General features: G+C 71.3%; 15 protein-coding genes and 1 pseudogene. 7 read left to right on the top strand and 9 right to left on the bottom strand.

Going from position 1 to position 18,306, the window contains the following annotated elements:
• Positions 1-556: 556 nt before the first annotated feature.
• The 4 genes and pseudogenes from AB0B83_RS06600 (at position 557) to AB0B83_RS06615 (ending at position 5,884) form a co-directional block, all read left to right on the top strand.
• Positions 557-2,074, top strand: coding sequence for a ricin-type beta-trefoil lectin domain protein (locus AB0B83_RS06600; RefSeq protein ID WP_357577336.1), 1,518 nt, complete (start codon positions 557-559; stop codon positions 2,072-2,074).
• Positions 2,075-2,166: 92 nt separating this feature from the next.
• Positions 2,167-3,460 (top strand): annotated as a pseudogene (locus AB0B83_RS06605) (glycoside hydrolase family 43 protein); the annotation flags it as partial.
• On the top strand, positions 3,437-3,886 hold the full coding sequence (locus tag AB0B83_RS06610) for an RICIN domain-containing protein (protein ID WP_357577337.1): 450 nt from the start codon (positions 3,437-3,439) through the stop codon (positions 3,884-3,886). The pseudogene AB0B83_RS06605 and the gene AB0B83_RS06610, both read left to right, overlap by 24 nt.
• Positions 3,887-4,198: 312 nt before the next feature.
• Positions 4,199-5,884, top strand: coding sequence for a cellulose binding domain-containing protein (locus tag AB0B83_RS06615; RefSeq protein ID WP_357577306.1), 1,686 nt, complete (start codon positions 4,199-4,201; stop codon positions 5,882-5,884).
• Between the two features lie 178 nt (positions 5,885-6,062).
• On the opposite strand, the gene AB0B83_RS06620 is transcribed toward AB0B83_RS06615, so the two are convergent.
• Complete coding sequence (locus AB0B83_RS06620; protein ID WP_357577307.1) at positions 6,063-7,586, bottom strand: non-reducing end alpha-L-arabinofuranosidase family hydrolase; 1,524 nt, start codon at positions 7,584-7,586, stop codon at positions 6,063-6,065.
• Between the two features lie 347 nt (positions 7,587-7,933).
• Between AB0B83_RS06620 and AB0B83_RS06625 the strand changes: the two genes are divergently transcribed.
• The gene (locus AB0B83_RS06625) at positions 7,934-8,788 is read left to right on the top strand and encodes a DUF4328 domain-containing protein (RefSeq protein ID WP_357577308.1); all 855 of its coding nucleotides are present in this window, start codon (positions 7,934-7,936) and stop codon (positions 8,786-8,788) included.
• A gap of 105 nt (positions 8,789-8,893) precedes the next feature.
• Here the strand turns inward: AB0B83_RS06625 and AB0B83_RS06630 are convergent, their stop codons facing one another.
• The gene (locus AB0B83_RS06630; RefSeq protein WP_357577309.1) at positions 8,894-10,873 is read right to left on the bottom strand and encodes an acyl-CoA dehydrogenase; all 1,980 of its coding nucleotides are present in this window, start codon (positions 10,871-10,873) and stop codon (positions 8,894-8,896) included.
• Between the two features lie 277 nt (positions 10,874-11,150).
• Here AB0B83_RS06630 and AB0B83_RS06635 point away from each other — a divergent pair, with 277 nt between their 5' ends.
• Positions 11,151-11,978, top strand: coding sequence for an SDR family oxidoreductase (locus AB0B83_RS06635; protein WP_357577310.1), 828 nt, complete (start codon positions 11,151-11,153; stop codon positions 11,976-11,978).
• Positions 11,979-12,092: 114 nt separating this feature from the next.
• On the opposite strand, the gene AB0B83_RS06640 is transcribed toward AB0B83_RS06635, so the two are convergent.
• The 6 genes from AB0B83_RS06640 to AB0B83_RS06665 all read right to left on the bottom strand — a co-directional run bounded on the left by AB0B83_RS06640 (position 12,093) and on the right by AB0B83_RS06665 (position 15,572).
• Positions 12,093-12,596, bottom strand: coding sequence for a hypothetical protein (locus AB0B83_RS06640; RefSeq protein ID WP_357577311.1), 504 nt, complete (start codon positions 12,594-12,596; stop codon positions 12,093-12,095).
• 81 nt (positions 12,597-12,677) lie between these two features.
• Complete coding sequence (locus AB0B83_RS06645) at positions 12,678-12,851, bottom strand: hypothetical protein (protein ID WP_311412517.1); 174 nt, start codon at positions 12,849-12,851, stop codon at positions 12,678-12,680.
• Positions 12,848-13,783, bottom strand: coding sequence for a peptidoglycan-binding protein (locus AB0B83_RS06650; RefSeq protein ID WP_357577312.1), 936 nt, complete (start codon positions 13,781-13,783; stop codon positions 12,848-12,850). Before AB0B83_RS06650 ends, AB0B83_RS06645 begins: the two co-directional genes overlap by 4 nt.
• The gene (locus tag AB0B83_RS06655) at positions 13,780-14,325 is read right to left on the bottom strand and encodes a hypothetical protein (protein WP_357577313.1); all 546 of its coding nucleotides are present in this window, start codon (positions 14,323-14,325) and stop codon (positions 13,780-13,782) included. Before AB0B83_RS06655 ends, AB0B83_RS06650 begins: the two co-directional genes overlap by 4 nt.
• On the bottom strand, positions 14,322-14,912 hold the full coding sequence (locus tag AB0B83_RS06660) for a MauE/DoxX family redox-associated membrane protein (RefSeq protein ID WP_357577314.1): 591 nt from the start codon (positions 14,910-14,912) through the stop codon (positions 14,322-14,324). The genes AB0B83_RS06655 and AB0B83_RS06660 overlap by 4 nt, the downstream gene beginning before the upstream one ends.
• A gap of 6 nt (positions 14,913-14,918) precedes the next feature.
• Positions 14,919-15,572 carry a hypothetical protein gene (locus AB0B83_RS06665; protein ID WP_357577315.1) on the bottom strand — a complete coding sequence of 218 codons (654 nt, stop codon included), beginning with the start codon at positions 15,570-15,572 and terminating at the stop codon, positions 14,919-14,921.
• Positions 15,573-15,817: 245 nt separating this feature from the next.
• Here AB0B83_RS06665 and AB0B83_RS06670 point away from each other — a divergent pair, with 245 nt between their 5' ends.
• Positions 15,818-16,768, top strand: a complete 951-nt coding sequence (locus AB0B83_RS06670; protein ID WP_357577316.1) for an acyltransferase domain-containing protein — start codon at positions 15,818-15,820, stop codon at positions 16,766-16,768.
• A gap of 81 nt (positions 16,769-16,849) precedes the next feature.
• Here the strand turns inward: AB0B83_RS06670 and AB0B83_RS06675 are convergent, their stop codons facing one another.
• On the bottom strand, positions 16,850-17,902 hold the full coding sequence (locus tag AB0B83_RS06675; RefSeq protein WP_357577317.1) for a S1 family peptidase: 1,053 nt from the start codon (positions 17,900-17,902) through the stop codon (positions 16,850-16,852).
• Positions 17,903-18,306: the final 404 nt, after the last annotated feature.

The raw sequence follows: 18,306 nt of genomic DNA on the forward strand, positions 1-18,306 counted from the left end.
ACGACACCAGCCGAGCGCGGACCGATCCTCTGGGGACGCCGACTTCGGTGCGCGCACTGAGCTGCGATACTCTCCGGCCGAAGTCGACCCGGACCGCCACCAACCGTCGCGAGGGCGACTCGACATCGCCACGACTGATTTACATCAGTGGATGTCAGCGATAACATCCGTCTCATCGGGTCGGGTCCCCGGGCGACCACCGGGCCGGAGCCGACCGGGAACGCGACGACGGACGGCGAGCGACGTGATCCGGCACGAGGTCGGCCGAGGGCCCGGACGAGCCCGTCCCGAGGTAGGCCATCGATGCCCGCGGGCAGGCCGGGCGACCATCGCACCGGCCACGCCCCGTGACGCCCTCGTTCGTCGTATCCCGGCGCCGGCGCCCGACCCGACGCCGCTCACCGCTCCGACCGAGGAGGAACACGTGCGCACACCGAGACAATGGTTGGCCGCCCTGGGCATCCTGGCGGTGGCCCTCGCGGCGACCGTCGCGGACGGGGCCGTCGCGCCCCGTCCGGCACAGGCGCTGGAGAACGGCGTCGCCCGTACGCCGCCGATGGGTTGGAACACCTGGAACACGTTCGGCTGCAACATCAACGAGACGCTCATCCGCCAGACGGCCGACGCGATCGTCGCCAACGGGCTGCGCGACCTCGGGTACCGGTACGTCGTCGTCGACGACTGCTGGTTCAACCCGGACCGGGACGCGCAGGGCAACCTCCAGGCGCATCCGCAGCGCTTCCCGAGCGGGATGAAGGCGCTTGGCGACTACCTGCACTCGCGCGGCCTGCTGTTCGGCCTCTACCAGGCGCCGCTGGACCAGACCTGTGCGCAGTACTTCGACGCCTTCCCCGGCTCGACCGGCAGTCTCGGGCACGAGTACCAGGACGCCCGGCAGTTCGCCGCCTGGGGCGTGGACTACCTCAAGTACGACTGGTGCTCCCCCACCGGGACCATCAACGACCAGATCGCCAGGTTCGGCATCATGCGGGACGCGCTGGCCGCCGCCGGCCGGCCGATCGTCTACAGCATCAACCCGAACAGCATCCACGAGAAGACCGGGCCGCAGCGCAACTGGAGCGACGTGGCGAACCTCTGGCGGACCACCGAGGACATCACCAACGCGTGGGACACCGGCCAGACCAACGGCTACCCGATGGGCATCCGGAACATCGTCGACGTCAACGTGCCGCTGGCCGGGTACGCCGCGCCGGGCGGGTTCACCGACCCGGACATGCTGGAGGTCGGCAACGGCGGGATGAACGACACCGAGATGCGCAGCCACTTCGCGCTCTGGTCGATCATGGCGGCGCCGCTCATGATGGGCAACGACCTGCGCTCGGCCAGCGCGGCGACGCTGACCATCCTGCGGAACCAGAACCTGGTCGCGATCAACCAGGACCCGCTCGGGCTCCAGGCGGTCCAGGTGTCGAACGACGGCACCCGGCGGGCGCTGGCGAAGCGGCTGGCCAACGGTGACGTCGCGGTCGCGCTGTTCAACCAGGGCAGCTCCACCACGACGATCTCCACGACGGCGGCGGCGATCGGCAAGAGCGGCACCTCGTTCACCCTGCGCGACGCGTGGACCAACGGCACCTCCACCAGCACCGGAACGATCTCCGCGAGCGTCCCGGCGCACGGCACGGTGGTGTACCGGGTCAGCGGCGGCGGCACCACGAACCCGCCGCCCCCCACCACGTTCCGGCTACGCAGCGAATCGGCCGGACGATGCCTCGACGTCGACAACTCCAATACCGCCAACGGCACCGGGACGCTCATCTGGGACTGTCACGGCAACGCCAACCAGCAGATCAGCCAGAGCGGGCAGGCGCTGCGCGTCCTCGGCAAGTGCCTGGACGTCCCGAGCACCGCCGCCAACGGCACCCGGGTACAGCTCTGGGACTGCAACGGCGGCACGAACCAGCAGTGGACGTTCAACGGCAACGGCACGGTGAGCAACGTCCGCTTCCCGTCCCTGTGCCTGGACGTCAACAACGGCGGCACCGCCAACGGGACCACGGTCATCCTCTGGTCCTGCCACGGCGGCACCAACCAGCGGTGGAGCCGGGTGTGACCGACAGCCAGCTGACACGTGCACGCCGGATCGGGACGAGAGCTCGGCACGCCATCGCCGTACTCGCCGGACTGATCTGCACCGTCGCCCTCCTGCCCGGCACCGCGCAGGCCGACAACCCGATCGTCCAGCACATCTACACCGCCGACCCGGCGCCGATGGTGCACAACGGGCGCGTCTACGTCTACACCGGGCACGACGAGGACGGCTCCACGTACTTCACCATGCGCGAGTGGCGGGTGTTCTCCTCCGCCGACATGGTCAACTGGACCGACCACGGCGTACCGATGAACCTCGGCACCTTCGCCTGGGCGGACGCGGACGCCTGGGCCGGCCACGTCGTCCCGCGCAACGGAAAGTTCTACTGGTACGTCCCGGTGCGGCAGCGCGGCGGCGGAATGGTGATCGGGGTCGGTGTCGCCGACAGCCCGACCGGGCCGTTCCGGGACGCGCTCGGCCGCCCGCTGGTCGGCAACGGTGAGATCGACCCGCACGCCTTCGTCGACGACGACGGGCAGGCGTATCTGTACTGGGGCAACCCGAACCTGTGGTACGTGCGGCTCAATCCCGACATGATCTCGTTCTCCGGCAGCCCGACCCGGATCCCGCTCACCACCGCCGGGTTCGGCACCCGAACCGGCAACCCGAGCCGCCCGACCCTCTACGAGGAAGGCCCCTGGGTCTTCAAGCGCAACGGGGTCTACTACAACGTGTTCGCGGCGGAGTGCTGCTCCGAGTTCATCGGCTACTCGACGGCGCCCGGCCCGACCGGACCCTGGACGTACCGGGGCAGTCATGCCCCGGCAGGGTGCCAGTTTCACCAACCATCCCGGCATCGTCGACTTCAACGGCGGGTCGTACTTCTTCTACCACAACGGGGCACTGCCCGGCGGCGGCGGATACACCCGCTCCGTGGCGGTGGAGAAGTTCGCCTACAACTCCGACGGCACCATTCCCACGATGAACATGACCACCGCCGGCGTCCCGCAGGTCGGCACGCTGAACCCGTACACCCGGCAGGAGGCCGAGACGATCGCCTGGGGTTCCGGCATCGAGACCGAGCCGTCCAGCGAGGGCGGCATGAACGTCGGCTACCTCGCCAACGGTGACTACATCAAGGTCAAGGGCGTCGCCTTCGGCGCCGGCGCGACCTCCTTCAGCGCCCGGGTGGCCTCCGGGGCGGCCGGCGGCCGGATCGAGGTACGACTGGACAGCGCCACCGGCCCGCTCGCCGGCACCTGCGCCGTCGGCGGCACCGGCGGCTGGCAGGCGTGGACCACCTCCACCTGCGCGATCAGCGGTGCCACCGGGACCCGTGACCTGTATCTGCGGTTCGCCGGGGGCACCGGAAACCTGTTCAACGTGAACTGGTGGCAGTTCGGCGGCGGGACGGCCACCCCGGCGTACCGGGTCATCAACCGCAACAGTGGCCAGGTCGTCGACGTCCAACAGCCGAACCTCGACAACCTCGCCGTGATCGGCCAGTGGACGGGCAACGGACAGAGCTGGCAGCAGTGGAGGTTCCTCGACGCCGGCGGGGGCAACGTGCGCCTGCAGAGCGTCCACAGCGGCAAGTGCGTCGACGTGGTGGACTTCTCCACGGCCGACGGGGCCCGGATCGTCCAGTACACCTGCCACGACGGCCTCAACCAGGTGTTCAGCTGGCGATCCACCGGCGATGGCTACCACCAGCTGGTCAACGTCAACAGCAACAAGTGTCTGAACGTGGTCGGCGGCTCCACCGCTCCCGGTGCCGCGTTGGAACAGCGGACGTGCGGCTCCGCCCCCAGCATGCAGTGGTCCCGCGCCTGATTCCACCTCGCAGAGGGCTGTGCGGCGACGCTCGGCCGTCGCCGCACAGCCCTCGATGATCCCGGCGACACTCGCTGCCTCCGGCAGGAGCGTCGGTCGCGCCCGGGTGGTCATGCCCGGCCCGCCCCGTGCTTGACCCGCCCTGCGCCGGAACCTAAACTCACGATCTGTTAACGCTAACAGCGGCGTCAGTCGATGAGAGCCGACGGGTCATTGACGCCGGGGTCAAGGGCAGTCCCCAGGGCGGCGCTGACCGGTCCGGACCGGGCCGGGGCACGCGCGTATCACCACCACCAGCCAGGAGGACGCAGAATGACGCACGATCAGAACGGGCCGGTCAGCGGCGAGCGGCGATTGCTGAGCCGGAGAGCCGTCCTGACGACGATGGGGGCCGTGCCGGTCGCGGCAGCGGCGACCACACTGCTGGGAGCCACGGGAGCCTCGGCCGCACCGGCGACCGTCAACCTGTCGGCGCAGCGGCAGACGATCAAGGGCTATGGCGCCATGGCCCACGCGGCCTGGATCGGCGACCTGACGGCCGCCCAGCGGGAGACGGCGTTCGGCACCGGCGAGGGTCGGCTGGGCTTCTCCATCCTGCGCATTCCCGTCGGCGAGAGCTCGGCGGACTTCGGCCGTGACCTCGCGACGGCGAAGCGCGCGGCCGAGCTCGGGGTGACCGTCTTCGCCTCGCCGTGGAACCCGCCCGCCAGCATGATCGAGACCTTCACTCGCGGCAGCCAGACCAACGCGAAGCGGCTCCGCTACAGCTCGTACGCCGCCTATGCGCAGCACCTCAACGACTTCACCACGTACATGCATAACAACGGGGTGCCCCTGTACAGCATCTCGGTGCAGAACGAGCCCGACTACGCGCACGACTGGACGTGGTGGACCTCCGCCGAGATGGTCAGGTTCCTGCGGGAGAACGCCGGCTCGATCAGCACCCGGGTCATGGCACCCGAGTCGTTCCAGTACATCAAGTCCGTGTCGGACCCGATTCTCAACGATCCCACGGCGCTGGCCAACGTGGACATCATCGGGGCCCACCTCTACGGGACGTCGTACTCGAACTTTCCGTACCCGCTCTTCAAGCAGAAGGGCGCGGGCAAAGAGCTCTGGATGACCGAGGTCTACTACCCCAACAGCAACACCAACTCGGGCGACGCCTGGCCCGAGGCGCTCGACGTGGGCGAGCACATCCACCGCGCCATGGTGGACGCCGAGTTCCAGGCGTACGTCTGGTGGTATCTGCGGCGCAGCTACGGCCCCATGCGGGAGGACGGCCAGGTCAGCAAGCGCGGTGCCATGATGGCGCACTTCGCCCGGTTCGTCCGGCCCGGCTACACCCGGATCGACGCGACGGCGAACCCGGCATCGAACGTCTACGTCTCGGCGTACCGGGGCGGCAACACCGTCGTCATCGTCGCCGTCAACAAGAACACCTCGTCGGTGAGCCAGCAGTTCAGCCTGTCGGGCACCACCGCTTCCGGCAGCGTCTCGAACTGGCTGACCGACGCGAGCCGGACCGTCGCGCCCCAGAGCGCGCTCACCATGTCGAACGGCTCCCTCACCGTCACGCTGCCCGCCCGAAGCATCATGACCTTCGTGACCAGCGTGAACGGCACCCCGCCGCCCAGCCCGACCCCCACGCCCACCGTCACCCCGCCCCCGGGTGGGGGCACGGGACCCCGGGTCGCCTACACGATGAACTCCTGGGGCTCCGGCTTCACGGCCAGCATCGACATCACCAATACCGGCACCTCGGCGATCAACGGCTGGACGTTGGCCTTCAACCTGCCCTCGGGCCAGTCGATCACCTCGGGCTGGGGTGCCACCTACTCGCCGTCCAGCGGCCAGGTGAGCGCCCGTAACGTCGACTACAACGCCGCGATCGGCCCCGGGGCCACCATCAACATCGGCTTTCAGGCCAACACCAGCGGCAACACCGCCGAGCCGACTGCCTTCACCCTCAACGGCGTCGCCTGCACGGTGGTCTGACCGTTACGACGCAGGGCCCCCGCCCTGGAGATTGACCAGAACCGGGTGCGGCCCCTCCGGCAACGGAGGGGCCGCACCCTTCTCAGGGGCCGGGCCGGGGCGTTACACCCGAAAATCGGGCACTCCCCCGCCGGTGTCCCCCGGACGTCTACGACATCCGGGGGTCCGGTGCCCGTCGTCAGCGTTGCAGGGTCAGCAGACCCGGGCGGTACGGCAGGCGGCCGTAGTCGCCGCCGGAGTTGGGGGAACGGCCCTGGTAGAGCAACTGGAGGTTGCAGGGATCGACGGTCATGGTCTGATCGGCGTTGCTGCGGATCAACTCGCCGTGGCTGATGTCGTTGGTCCAGGTGGCGCCGCTGTTGGCCTTGCCGGCGAACGGGTTGCTCTCGGTCGCGGCCTGCGGCGTCCACGTACCGCCCAGGCTGGTGGCCGTGAACGAGCGGAAGTAGCGACCCTGCGCGCCGATCGCCTCGACGAGCATGAGGTACCGGTTCTGGCCCTGGAGCTTGTAGACCTGGACCGCCTCGAACAGGTTGTTTGTCGTGTCGCTCATGATGGTCGTGTAGGTCGAGCCGAAGCTGCCCGGGAAGTTCCCGATGGGCATGCTGGCCCGGTAGATCTTCCCGTTGTCCCCGGCGAAGAACAGGTACATGTTGGTGTCGTCACCGATGAGCGCCTGATCGATCGGTCCGGTGCCGGAGCCGGAGATGCTGCCGGTGAAGAGCGTCTGCGGCGACGACCAACTGTTCACGTTGGTGGGGTCGCTCGACGTCCGGTAGGAGAAGGCGGGTCCGCCCCACTGGTAGGCGAGTACCCAGATGTTCCTGGGGGCGAAGTAGAACAGTGAGGGCGCGACGGCGGCGAAGGGCATCTGGTTCTGGCTGGCCGAGGCCATGTCGGACCAGTTCGTGAAGAGGCCGAAGTTCATCGAGCCCCACGTCGTTCCCGTGTCGTGCGTGGTCGCGTAGACGAGTTGCCGGCCGTTGTAGGGGGCGTGGGTGAAGTCCTTCAGCGACACCCACCCCGCCCTCGGTTGCGCCAGCGCGCCCGTCGACGACCAGCGGTACGTCGACGGCAGCGCACACGTGCCGGGCGGCGGTGTGGTGGGGTTGCCCCCGCCGTCGACGCGGACGAGCTGCCACTGCTGGTTGTTGCCGTTCCAGTCGTCGTACTGCACGACGTTCCCGCCGTCGGCGGTCGAGGCGCCCTGCACCTCCACCGCCTTGTTGCTGTTCCGGTTGATCAGGCGGACGTAGCCACCGGCGGAGTCGGCCAATCGGAACTGCTGGTTGGACCCGTTGCCGTCGGCCCACTGCACGATGCTGGCACCGTTGGCGGTCGAGAAGTTGTAGACGTCGAGCACCTTGCCGGACAGCCGCGACTTCAACCGGTAGTAGCCACCGCCGGAGTCCACGAACTGCCACTGCTGCTGGTTGCCGTCGTTGCGCGCCCACTGCACGATCCGCGCGCCGTCGTTCGTGGCCAGGTTGTACACGTCCAGGGCCTTGCCGCTGTTGCGGTTGACCAACACGTACCACGCGCTCGTGTCGACCGTCGCCGCGGCGGCGGGTGCCGACGACACCACCGCTGCGGCGACGCCACCGACCAGCAGGGCCACCCCGGCGGCGACGACCCGCGGCAACCACCGGCGCCGCCGTGACGGCGGCGGCGCGGGAGATGGCGACCTATCGAAGACAGACATGATCCTCCTCGGATGAGAGATGCCAACGGGATGCCCGAGGATGGGCGCACCGCGACGCGTGGCCGGGCACGAGCGGCAAGCAGTTAGCGCTAACAAGACCTGCTTGCGCCCAAGCGCACGCCTGATTCAAGGTCGACAAGCCAGCTCGCCCGGAAAGCCACGCGACATCGGCCTCAGCCATCGACTGTGAGCGATAACATGCCGTTCGTCAAGACGTAACGTTCCCCACTCGGCTTACATCGACGTGCCTGACTGGCCTGGTCGCGCCGGTCACCGCCTCCAGCCATGATCGTCTAGTCTGCGCGCGTCACCTCTCGCCGCCATCCTGGACGGTCACCTTGATCTGCATGACCTGCGGGGACGCCACGTCCCCGGCCTTCAACGAGTGCCGGCGCTGCAACACTCCGCTCGGCCAACCGGCGGTCACCCCGGGCGTGCCCACACATCCCCTGCGCCGCCTGGGCACGGCTGCCGCCGTCGCCGTCGGCGCGGCCAGCCTGCTCTACCTGCCCAGCGGGCTGTTCCCCGTGTTCGGCGTCCAGCTGGCCCGTGCCGCCGCCGAACGCGGCGACCGCGATCTGCTGCTCGGCGCGGTGGCCGCCGAGGTGCTGCTCACCCTGCTCCACCTCTCGGCGATCCTGACCGCCGCGGTGCTACTGATCATCTGGACCTGGCGCGCGCGCAGGAACCTGGAGGCGTTCCCGGGGGCCCTGCCGACGCTGAACTCCGGCTGGGCCATCGCCGGCTGGCTGGTCCCCTTCGCCAACTTCGTGGTGCCGGCCCGGGTGATCGCCAACGTCGCCCGCGACAGCCTCTGGCGACGTGCCACGCCAGCGCTGGTCGGGCTCTGGTGGGCCGCGTGGCTGACGTTCAGCGTCGGAGACCGGATCCTGCTCCGCCTCGAGAACCAGCGGTACGACCGGCTGACCCCGTGGCCCCGCAGCGACACGGAGTTCGCCACGTACATCCGCTACTACCAGGACTCGCTCGGCCCCCGGCTGATCCCCACCGTCGCCTGCCTGGTCGCCGGCGCCTCGCTCATCGTGCTGATCCGCCGGATCACCGCCGCCCAGGAGGACCGCCTCGCGAAGACGACGCCGATCGGTACCGGGCACGGTGGGCTCGCGCCCGACGCACCCTACGCGGCACCTCGAAGCGCGCCCGGGCACCCGGCGTCCCCGGCGGGCTCGATGCCGACGTAGCGACGACCGCAGCCGCACGGCGACGCGCCGGGCAGCCCGGTCACCGTCGCCCTGGGCCAGGCGCGGCAGCCCTCTCGTCCGCGCGGTCATCGTGGGCGGTTCTCGTCACCGGCCTCGCCCGGCGGCGTCGTGGGCGGCCATGTCCTCCTGCCTGCGGGGTTCCTCGCGCAGGACTGCGCAGTGCAGCCAGGCGTCCGGGATGGCGAACCCGTCCACGAGCGTCCGCATGTGCGGGCGCAGCTCCTTGAGCAGACCGTTCACCACGCCGGTGATCGCCTTGGAGCGGGCCGGCGTGAGGCGGCCGTGTTCCAGGAGCCATCCCTTGTGGGCCTCGATGACGCTGAGCGCGTACAGGTCGCAGACCCGGGAGAGCAGCGCCTGGACCTCTGGGTCCGTCGCGTCCTCGATGCCGGCGACGAACGCCTCCAGGGTGACCCGGTCGACGTGCGCGGCGGCGACGGCGAGGACATGGTCCTGGACGTCGTTGAAGATGTCGAAGGGGCGGTCCTTCTTCGTCGCCGCGCCGTTGCGCAGGCGGCGGACCACGCCGTCGAGGAGGTGCCTCTCGCGGTCCTCGAAGACCTTGAGCTGCCAGCCGCGATCGGTGACGGCGACCTCCTCGTCGCGACCGGGCACGGCGCTGATCAGCCGCTCGATGACCGACCGCGCGGCGGTGCGCTCGAGCACCATCTCGCGGACCTGTTCGGCGACGAAGGAGGCGCGCCCCCAGCCGTCCAACGAGCCGAACTCGTCCCGGTAGCCGGTGAGCAGCCCCTTGGCCACCAGCTGAAGCAGCACCGTGTTGTCGCCCTCGAACGTGGTGAAGACGTCGGTGTCCGCCTTGAGGCTGGGCAGCCGGTTCTCGGCCAGGTAGCCGGCGCCGCCGCACGCCTCGCGGCACATCTGGATGGTGCGGGTGGCGTGCCAGGTCTGTGCGGCCTTGAGACCGGCCGCCCGGGACTCCAGCTCCCGCTGCCGGTGCGCGTCGACCGGCCCGTCGCCGCCCTGCACCTCGTGCAGCGCGGCGACCAGCTCGGCCTGGGCGAAGTGCAGCGCGTACGTGGTGGCGAGGGCTGGCAGCAGCTTGCGCTGGTGGGCCAGGTAGTCGTTGAGCAGCACCTCCCGGTCCGCGTCGGGCGTGTCGAACTGGCGGCGGATGTCGCCGTAGCGCACCGCGATGGCCAGCGCCGACTTGGTCGCCGCCGACGCGGCGCCGCCCACGCTCACCCGGCCGCGGACCAGGGTGCCGAGCATCGTGAAGAAGCGCCGGGAGTCGTCCTCGATCGGGCTGGAGTACGTCCCGTCCTCCGCGACCTGACCGTACCGGTCCAGCAGCATGTCCCGCGGCACCCGCACGTGCTCGAAGCTGAGCCGCCCGTTGTCGACACCGAGCAGGCCGGCCTTGGGCCCGGCGTCGCCGATGGTCACGCCCGGCAGCGGGTCGCCCTGCGCGTCGCGGATCGGCACCAGCCACGCGTGCACACCGTGCCGCCGCCCCTCGGTGATCAGCTGCGCGAAGACCACGGCCATCCGCCCGTCCCGGGCCGCGTTGCCGATGTAGTCCTTGCGGGCCGCCTCGTGCGGGGTGTGCAGATCGAAGGTCTGCGTCCGCGGGTCGTAGGTGCAGGTGGTACGCAGCTGCTGGACGTCCGAGCCGTGGCCCGTCTCGGTCATCGCGAAACAGCCGAGGATCTTGCCCGAGACGATGTCCCGCAGGTAGGCGTCGTGGTGCCGCCGGGTGCCGAGGGCGTCGACCGCGCCGCCGAACAGGCCCCACTGCACGCCCGCCTTGACCATCAGCGACAGGTCGATCTGCGCCAGCATCTCGCAGGCCACGATCGAGCCGCCGACATCGGATCTGCCGCCGTACTCGGTGGGGAAGGCCGACGCGATGCCCAGCTTGACGGGGAGTTCGGCGATCAACCGGGTGATCCGCTCGCGCGCCTGGTCACCGGTCTCGCCGTACACCGGGAGGAAGCGCGCGTCGAGCTGGTCCCGGTGCGCGTTGCGGACGTCGGCCCACGGCCCGTCGAGCAGTTCCCGCAGGCGGGTGACCTCGATGCGGCCGGACGCGTGATCGGACATGGTCACCCCTCGAAATAGCGGATATATGGTCACACTCCGTACCCGATCCAGGATACCGGCCGTTCCCATCATCAAGATCCGGCGGCGGGGACAGGTCGCCGCGGGCCACCCCGGGGAGCTGGGGCCAACCGGCCGTCGCATCCTCGGTCAGCGGCCGGCGGTGCGCCGGGTACCCGACGAATCCGGTTGGCGACAGCCGAGGTCCCTTCACCCTCGCCGAGGGCTCTGACAATCTGCACCCGACGGGTGACCCTTCGGATTGGGCGGGTCGGGAGCGATGGCGAAGCGTTGGTTGATCACGGGGTGTTCGAGCGGACTCGGTCAGGCCCTCGCGGCCCGGCTCGCCGCCGAGGGGGAGCAGGTGCTGGCGACGGCCCGGCGACCGGAGACCCTCGACGCGTTGGTGGCCCGGTATCCGGGCAACGTGGTGGCCGCCGCGCTGGACGTACGGGATCCGGCGCAGTGCGTGGCGGCGGTCGCGCGGGCGGTGGACGCCTTCGGCGGGGTCGACGTCCTGGTCAACAACGCCGCCTACGGCCAGTTCGGCACCTTCGAGGAGGTCTCCGACGCGGAACTCGCCGCGCAGTTCGACACCAACGTGTTCGGGCCGTGGCGGCTCACCCGGGCCGTGCTGCCGCTGTGGCGGGCGCAGCGCCACGGGCACGCGGTCTTCGTCAGCTCGGTCGCCGGCATGGTTCCCTTCCCCGGGCTGGCCGCCTACACGGCGAGCAAGTTCGCGGTGGAGGGAGCGGCCGAGTCGCTGGCCGCCGAGGCCGGGCACCTCGGGGTGAAGGTCACCATCCTCCAGCCGGGCGGCTTCGCCACCGGGTACAGCGCCAACCTGGTGATGCCGGAGCAACGGATCCCGGAGTACACGCCGGTCAGCGACGGCCTGCTCGGCGCCCTGCGCAGCATGAACGCCAAGATCGAGGTGAACTCCCCCGAGCTCTTCGCCGACGTGGTCTGGCGGCTCAGCCAGCTGGAGTCGCCGCCGCTCCGGCTGCCGGTGGGCCCGGACTCGGAGACGTTCCTGGAGGCCGCCTACGACGCCCGGCGCAGTGAGTACGACCAGGTCGTCAAGGCGGGTCACCACACCCGCGCGTGACCCTCGCGCGGCAGGGTCGGGGCGACGTCCGCGCGGGTCCCGGCCGGCACGACACGTGCGCGGCCGGTCGCGGCTGACCGTCGCGGTGGACGGCGTCGGGGCGTCGCGCCGCGTTCAGAACTGCCGCACGGCCAGCAGGCCGAGGGCGACGACGAGCACGACGCCCGCCGTGACGGTGATCGTCCGGATCCGTACCCGCAGGTCGGCGTCCCACCTGTCGCCGGTGCCGGCGGCGCGGCGGGCCAGCGGGGTCATCGCGCGTCCGACGCCGAATCCGACCCCGGCGAGCATCGCGACGTGCAGGCGCTGGCCGCCGAGGAGCAGAGCGACCGCCAGCACGTACGGAGCACTCGCCGAGACGTAGGTGCGCACCCCGGTGCCCATCTCGAAGCCGAACTGCAACGCCCCACGGCGCAGGCTGCGCTGGAGCACGTCCTGCGGCACCTGCCGGGCGTTCTGCGGCAGCCGGATCGACACCAGACCCACCTCGCGGAGCAGCCCCAGCACCGCCACCCCCACGATGCCCGCGTACCGCCACGCGACGGGCAAGGGAGCGGACAGGCCGGAGAGCAACCCCAGCACCGATCCGCTGAGCAGGCCGCCGACGATCAACCCCACGACGAATAGGGTGAGGACGACGCCCTGCCGATCTCGATCCCGCCACCCGGGCGAGGCCAGCGCGTGCGCGCTGTTGTGCGTTCAAACGGAGCCGGAGAGCGTGTAACCCGCGAGCCCTCCGATCATCGCCCAGGTGAGCACGTGCCCGTACGCGGCGGCGGCGAGCGCACCGACGGCGAGCAGCAGCAGGGGTACGAGAGGGTCGCCGGCCCGGCGTAGTGCCGCCCGGGCGTGCCCCGGCAGTGTCCGGGTCATACGGCGGCGCCGGTCAGCGTCCGCCAGGAGTTCACCCCGACGACCCCGTCGACCGTGAGCCCGTTCTGCCGCTGGAAGTCGCGCGCCGCGCTGTCCGTCGCCGGGCCGAAGGACCCGTCGACCACCAGCGCGTAGCCGCGCCTGTTCAGCTGGCGCTGCGCGGCGCTGACGGCGTGGCCGCTGTTCCCGGAGCGGACCGTGCTCACGAGCTTCGGCCAGGTGGTCGCGTCGACGACACCGGTGGCACCGAGGCCGGCCGCCGCCTGGAAGCTCTTCACCTTCGCCTCCGTGTCGCCACCGAAGATCCCGTCGATCTCGGTCGCGTGCCCGCGGGCGGTCAGCAGGTGCTGCACGGTGTAGACGTTCACCCCGGTGTTGCTCCGCCGGGTGGTGGGCCAGCTGGCCGTGCCCAGGCATCCGCACTTGGTGTTCCAGCGGCAGATCGACTTCACCCAGCCCGAGCTGGTCTTCTTGTACCCGTCGTGGCACCGGCGTTCGACCGAGCACGCGCAGGCGCCGCACGCGCCGTTGTACGCCCACAGCCAGCCGTCGTAGGTGCCGCCGTAGCACTGGTTCGGCCGCAGGATCCAGGTGACGCCGTCGTTCTTGTGGAAGCCGGCGTACGTCCCGCTGGTGTTGCAGGAGTCGGCGAAGATCGTGCTCGGGCCGCACCCCGGTGAGCAGTTGTGGTCGCTGGCGTACGTCGGGCACCCGGCATAGATCGTGTAGCCGTCGGCGTACGCGCGGCGGGCCGCCGGGAACACGCTGAGCGCGGCCATCCCCACCGCGGTGCCCGCCCGGAGCAGGGTGCGTCGCGACAGCGCCCAGCCCGCGCGCCTGCGGCCGCCCGGCTGCACCGGCACCCGCCGGACGGCGGCGCCGGTCCCCGGGTCGTCCCCGCGCAACCAGGGCACCGTGTCGATACCGGTCATGCCCGATCTCCCTGATTCGTGGCGACCGCCGGTGCGGGGCCGCCGGGTGGGCCGTCGACTTCGTCGAGCAGGCGGTGCAGTGCCGCCCGGGAGCCGACCGGCTCGGCGCGGAGCACCCGCCCGGCCGCGTCGACGACGGTGGCGAACGGCGTGGCGAGGGCGTCGTACCGCTCGAACAGTTCCGCCTGCCCGCCGAGCACGGTGATCGGCAGCTCCGCCGCCCGCGCCGGGGGGTCCTCCCGGTAGAGGACCCGGAACTCCAGGCCGGGGCGGACGTGCTCGCCCGCCTCGGCCAGCACCTCGGTGCACGTCCCGCAGTCGGGCTCCAGGAATAGCAGCACCAAGGGAACCGTCGGGGCCGCCGGCGCCAGCCGGGCGAATCCGGGGGCCGGTGCGCCGGGCCGCAGACCGACCGACTCGGGACGGCGCTGGACCGCCCCGCTCGACAGCGCGTGCACCTGGCGTACCAGGCCCGAGACCGTGAAGGCCAGCAGGAGGATCGCGATCCAGCTCAGGATCAGTGCGCTGGTCTGGAAGCTCATCCGGCAAGGCCTCCCTCTGTCGTGCCGATGGACCGGCGGGTCGTGGGCCGCCCGGCTGTCGCCGGCGCCGGCTCGTACATCGCGGCGGGCAGGTGCCACAGCAGCGTGGTGAACGTGGCGGAGGCCAGCAGCACGACGGCGAGGGCGGCGTCGGCCCGGTCCGGCGCGACGATCGAGCCGGACAGCGACAGCGCGAGCAGTGCCAGCCCGGCGAGGATCGCCGCCCGTGCCACCACCCAACCGGTCATCGGCAGTTCCACCCGGGAGCATCCGCACGACCCGGCGCGCCCGGTCGAGCGCACGTACAGGCCGTAGCCGGCGTAGAGGGCGAGTAGCGCGCCGCTGCCGACGAGGACGGCGACGAGCAGGCGCTCGCCGGCGGGGTGGAGCAGCGCCACGATCCCGGCGCCGGCGAGCAGTCCCTCGCCGGCGATGGCGACGACGGCGACCGCGACCGGAGCCGGAAGCACCCGGTGCGCGGCCAGGGCCCGGGCGAGCGGCGCCGGCCGCGACAGGTGCTCGGCGGTGCTGACGAGCAAAGTGAACAGGACGGTGTACGTGGCCACGCCGGCCAGCAGCCCGGACATCCCGACCTACCGGACCGTCTGGACGCGGAGCCGGTCGACCAGGGTGGGCACCTGCTCCACGGCCGTGTCGCCGAACGGCACCAGGCTGAGCCAGGCGTCCGCCGCCGCCAGTACGAAGTAGGGCTGCCCGTCGGGCAGGACGTCCCGGAAGAGCTCGCCCGCCCGCGTCTGGAGGCCGCGCCAGGAGGGCAACTGTCCGGCACGCTGCTTGGTGAGCGGGGCGATCTCCAGCAGGCCGAGCCCGGGGATCTCCTTGAGGACGGTGGCGGGTTCGGCGAACTCGGCCCCGGTCTTCGAGGCCGGGCGCAGGGCCAACCCGTCGTCGTGCTCCTCGACGCGCAGGGTCCGCAACGCCCCGAGCAGATCGGTGGTCGACGCGCCGTACATCTCGGTGAAGAAGCAGTGTCGTCGTCCCCGCCAGACCGCCACGAGCCGCTCCTCGGCCAACTGGATCTGCGGGTCGTAGGACCGGATGCGCGCGGTCGCCAGCGTGCCGCCCTGGTAGGTGAGTTCCTCGTCGAACGTCTCGACGCCGAGCGTCCGGGCCACGTCGTCCGCGAGCCCGACCGCGCCGGCCGTGAACTCGTGCAGTCGGCCGCCGATCGTCACGTCGGCCACGGAGGTGAACGGTGCGCTGAGGTCGAGTGAGCCATCGAGCATGAACCGACCCTGGTCGATCGCCCGATGCGTCACCGCCGCCCCACTGGCTGCCATGCGCCCGCCCTTCGTCCGGGTCCGGAACTTACCAACGGCACGGTATACGGATCTGTAAATATTTGACAAGGTCGATTGCTGTCACCGGGTGGTGACAGTCCCGGCCCGGCGCGTGGACGCTGCGGACGCGTGCCGCCCGGCCGTGCGGCACGGGCCGGGGAGGACGCCGACCGGCCGGTAGGGTCGTCCGCGTGGATCTGGACGACACCGCCGCCCGGCTCGGCGTACCCGTCGAGGACATCGACCGCCTGCACCGGCTCGCCGGCGACCGGCCGTCGGCGCCGCTGCCCGCCAGGGCCGACGCGCCCGCGCTCCTCGACCGGCTCGCGGTGCGGCCGGACGACGCCGCCGAGATCATGGCGGGCTGGCCCGACCCCGACTCTCCGCTGTGGACTCCGGAGCTGCGCTGGCTGCTCGACCGGTCGACCGCCCTGGTCCGCGCCGATCTCGGGGGCCACGCCTGGCTGCCGCCCGGTCCGGCGCTGCCGCGCGAGCGGGGCCCCGCCTGGCGGCATCTCTACGTGTACGCGTACCTGGCCCTGGTCGACGTCGTCAGGGGGTACCACCGCGACCACGGCATCGCCGACGCCGTGTCATGGGCGACCCTCGCGGACCTGGGCCGCAACCTCGCGATCGACCGGCGGATGCGCCGCGAGGGCTGGCCGGTCATGCAGAGCTGGCTGACGCTGCACGCCCGCGGCGGCCTCTACGAGCTGGGCCGGCTGCAACACCAGCGCGGCGACACCAGCATCGCCCTGCACGTCCCCGAGGCGGGGCCGCTGACCCCGGAGTCGGTCGCGGCGTCGCTCGACGAGGCCCGGGCGTTCTTCCCGCGCCACTTCCCCGACGAGCGCCACACGGCGTTCTCCTGCGGCTCGTGGCTGCTGGATCCGCAACTGCTGGAGTACCTGCCCGAGGACTCCCACATCGCCCGGTTCCAGCGGAGGTTCGCGCTGGAGCCCCACGAGGATCCGGATCCGGAGGGGCTGGACGCCGACGTCGAGGTGCTGCGGTTCGTGTTCCGCACCCTGACCACGCCGCTCGACGAGCTGCCGCGCCGCACCGTGCTCCAGCGCGCGGTCGTCGACCACCTGAAGGCCGGCCGCCACTGGCAGTGGCGCCGCGGCCGCTTCCCGTTCTAGCCGCACCCGTCGGCCGGATCAGCGGCCTGGGAAAAGCAGCGGGGCCGCCGGTCACCGGCGGCCCCGCTGCTGTGGCGACTGTCAGACGATCTCCACTCCGTAGACGCTCAGCGCCTCGGTGACCGGCTGGAAGTAGGTGGTTCCGCCGGAGGAGCAGTTGCCGCTGCCACCCGAGGTCAGGCCCAGGGCGGTACTTCCGCTGAAGAGCGCGCCGCCGCTGTCGCCCGGCTCGGCGCAGACCGTGGTGCGGATCAGCCCGCTGACGCTGCCCTCGGCGTAGTTCACCGTGGCGTTGGTCGCCTCGACCGCGCCGCCGTGCAGGCCGGTGGTGCTGCCGGAGCGCTGCACCGACTGCCCGACGAAGGCTTCGGCCGCGCCGGTGATGTCGCGGGTGGTGCCGTCGTAGAGGTAGACGCTGCCGTCGGCGGCGGCCGGGTTGGTGTGCTGCACGATGCCGTAGTCGTTGCCGGGGAAGCTGCCGGTGCCGCCGGTGCCGAGCAGGTTGCCCTGCCCGGAGTCGGCGTACCAGTTGGCGGTGATGTCGGTGCAGTGCCCGGCGGTGAGGAAGTAGTGGGTGTCGCCGCTGCGGACGTTGAAGCCGAGCGAGCAGCGGCCGCCGCCCTCGGCGTAGATGGCCTCGCCACCGGCGGCCCGGGTGCTGAGCGTGCCGGCCTCCCGCTGGATGCGGACGGTACCGCCGAGCCGCTCCGCGACGGCCTCGACGCGGTCCAGCTTCGCGCCGGTCACCGTGCTGTCGACGGAGACCACGACCTGGTTGGTCGCCGGGTCGGTCCACCAGGCGGTGCCGGGCACCCGCGCGGCGCTGTCCAGCGCGGCGGTGGCCCGGGCGAGGTCCTTCGCACCTCGGGCGACGAGCTTCGGGGTCGCGCCGGCCGCGCGGACCTTACGGGCAGCGGCGTCGTCGGTCACGGTGACGACCATGGCGCCGTCGGCCCCGGCGTACGCCCCGCCGGAGCGGTCGCCGAGTGCGGCGGCGAGCGCGGTGGCCTGGTCGGGGGAAGCGGGCGTCGCGGGTGCTGCCTGAGCGGGACTGCTGGTCAACGTGCCGACGACCAGCGCGCCGGCCACCGAGAGTGCGGTGACGCGGCGCAGCGAAGACCCGGAGTGTCGCATGTGGTACCTCCATGGAGCTGAGCACGGGCTGCCTGTCAGGTAGCCCCGGGCACCCGATCGGTTGGTGAGGCTCACCCGACCGGATGCGTTCGATCTATTCATGGAATTCACATTGATTGCAAGAGTGACGGTTGGCCTGACTCGGCCGCTTCTCACACCTTGGGTCCGGAGAGCCCGACGAGTGGCGCCTGCGGCGATTGGTCGCTATTCGCCGCGACTTGGCAGGTCAGCAAGCCCGGCCCGCGACCCACCGGCCGGCTCCCTTCATCCGCCACGACCGGATGGCGGGACACGGCCGCAACATCGAAAAAACCGGCGATGGCCGACGGGTCTGCCGGCACCGCACGCGTCGACGCCCCCGCGACATCGACGGCCAGGTCACCGGATCCGGCGTCCTGGGCCGG

The sequence above is a fragment of the Micromonospora sp. NPDC049060 genome (assembly GCF_040649055.1).
Taxonomy (GTDB): Bacteria; Actinomycetota; Actinomycetes; order Mycobacteriales; family Micromonosporaceae; genus Micromonospora; species Micromonospora reichwaldensis.

Coding starts and splice junctions, on each gene's coding strand:
- AB0B83_RS06600 (WP_357577336.1), top strand. CDS start 557: ATGGGTTGGAACACCTGGAACACGTTCGGCTGCAACATCAACGAGACG.
- AB0B83_RS06615 (WP_357577306.1), top strand. CDS start 4,199: ATGACGCACGATCAGAACGGGCCGGTCAGCGGCGAGCGGCGATTGCTG.
- AB0B83_RS06620 (WP_357577307.1), bottom strand. CDS start 7,586: ATGTCTGTCTTCGATAGGTCGCCATCTCCCGCGCCGCCGCCGTCACGG.
- AB0B83_RS06625 (WP_357577308.1), top strand. CDS start 7,934: ATGACCTGCGGGGACGCCACGTCCCCGGCCTTCAACGAGTGCCGGCGC.
- AB0B83_RS06630 (WP_357577309.1), bottom strand. CDS start 10,873: ATGTCCGATCACGCGTCCGGCCGCATCGAGGTCACCCGCCTGCGGGAA.
- AB0B83_RS06635 (WP_357577310.1), top strand. CDS start 11,151: ATGGCGAAGCGTTGGTTGATCACGGGGTGTTCGAGCGGACTCGGTCAG.
- AB0B83_RS06645 (WP_311412517.1), bottom strand. CDS start 12,851: ATGACCCGGACACTGCCGGGGCACGCCCGGGCGGCACTACGCCGGGCC.
- AB0B83_RS06650 (WP_357577312.1), bottom strand. CDS start 13,783: ATGACCGGTATCGACACGGTGCCCTGGTTGCGCGGGGACGACCCGGGG.
- AB0B83_RS06655 (WP_357577313.1), bottom strand. CDS start 14,325: ATGAGCTTCCAGACCAGCGCACTGATCCTGAGCTGGATCGCGATCCTC.
- AB0B83_RS06660 (WP_357577314.1), bottom strand. CDS start 14,912: ATGTCCGGGCTGCTGGCCGGCGTGGCCACGTACACCGTCCTGTTCACT.
- AB0B83_RS06665 (WP_357577315.1), bottom strand. CDS start 15,572: ATGCTCGATGGCTCACTCGACCTCAGCGCACCGTTCACCTCCGTGGCC.
- AB0B83_RS06675 (WP_357577317.1), bottom strand. CDS start 17,902: ATGCGACACTCCGGGTCTTCGCTGCGCCGCGTCACCGCACTCTCGGTG.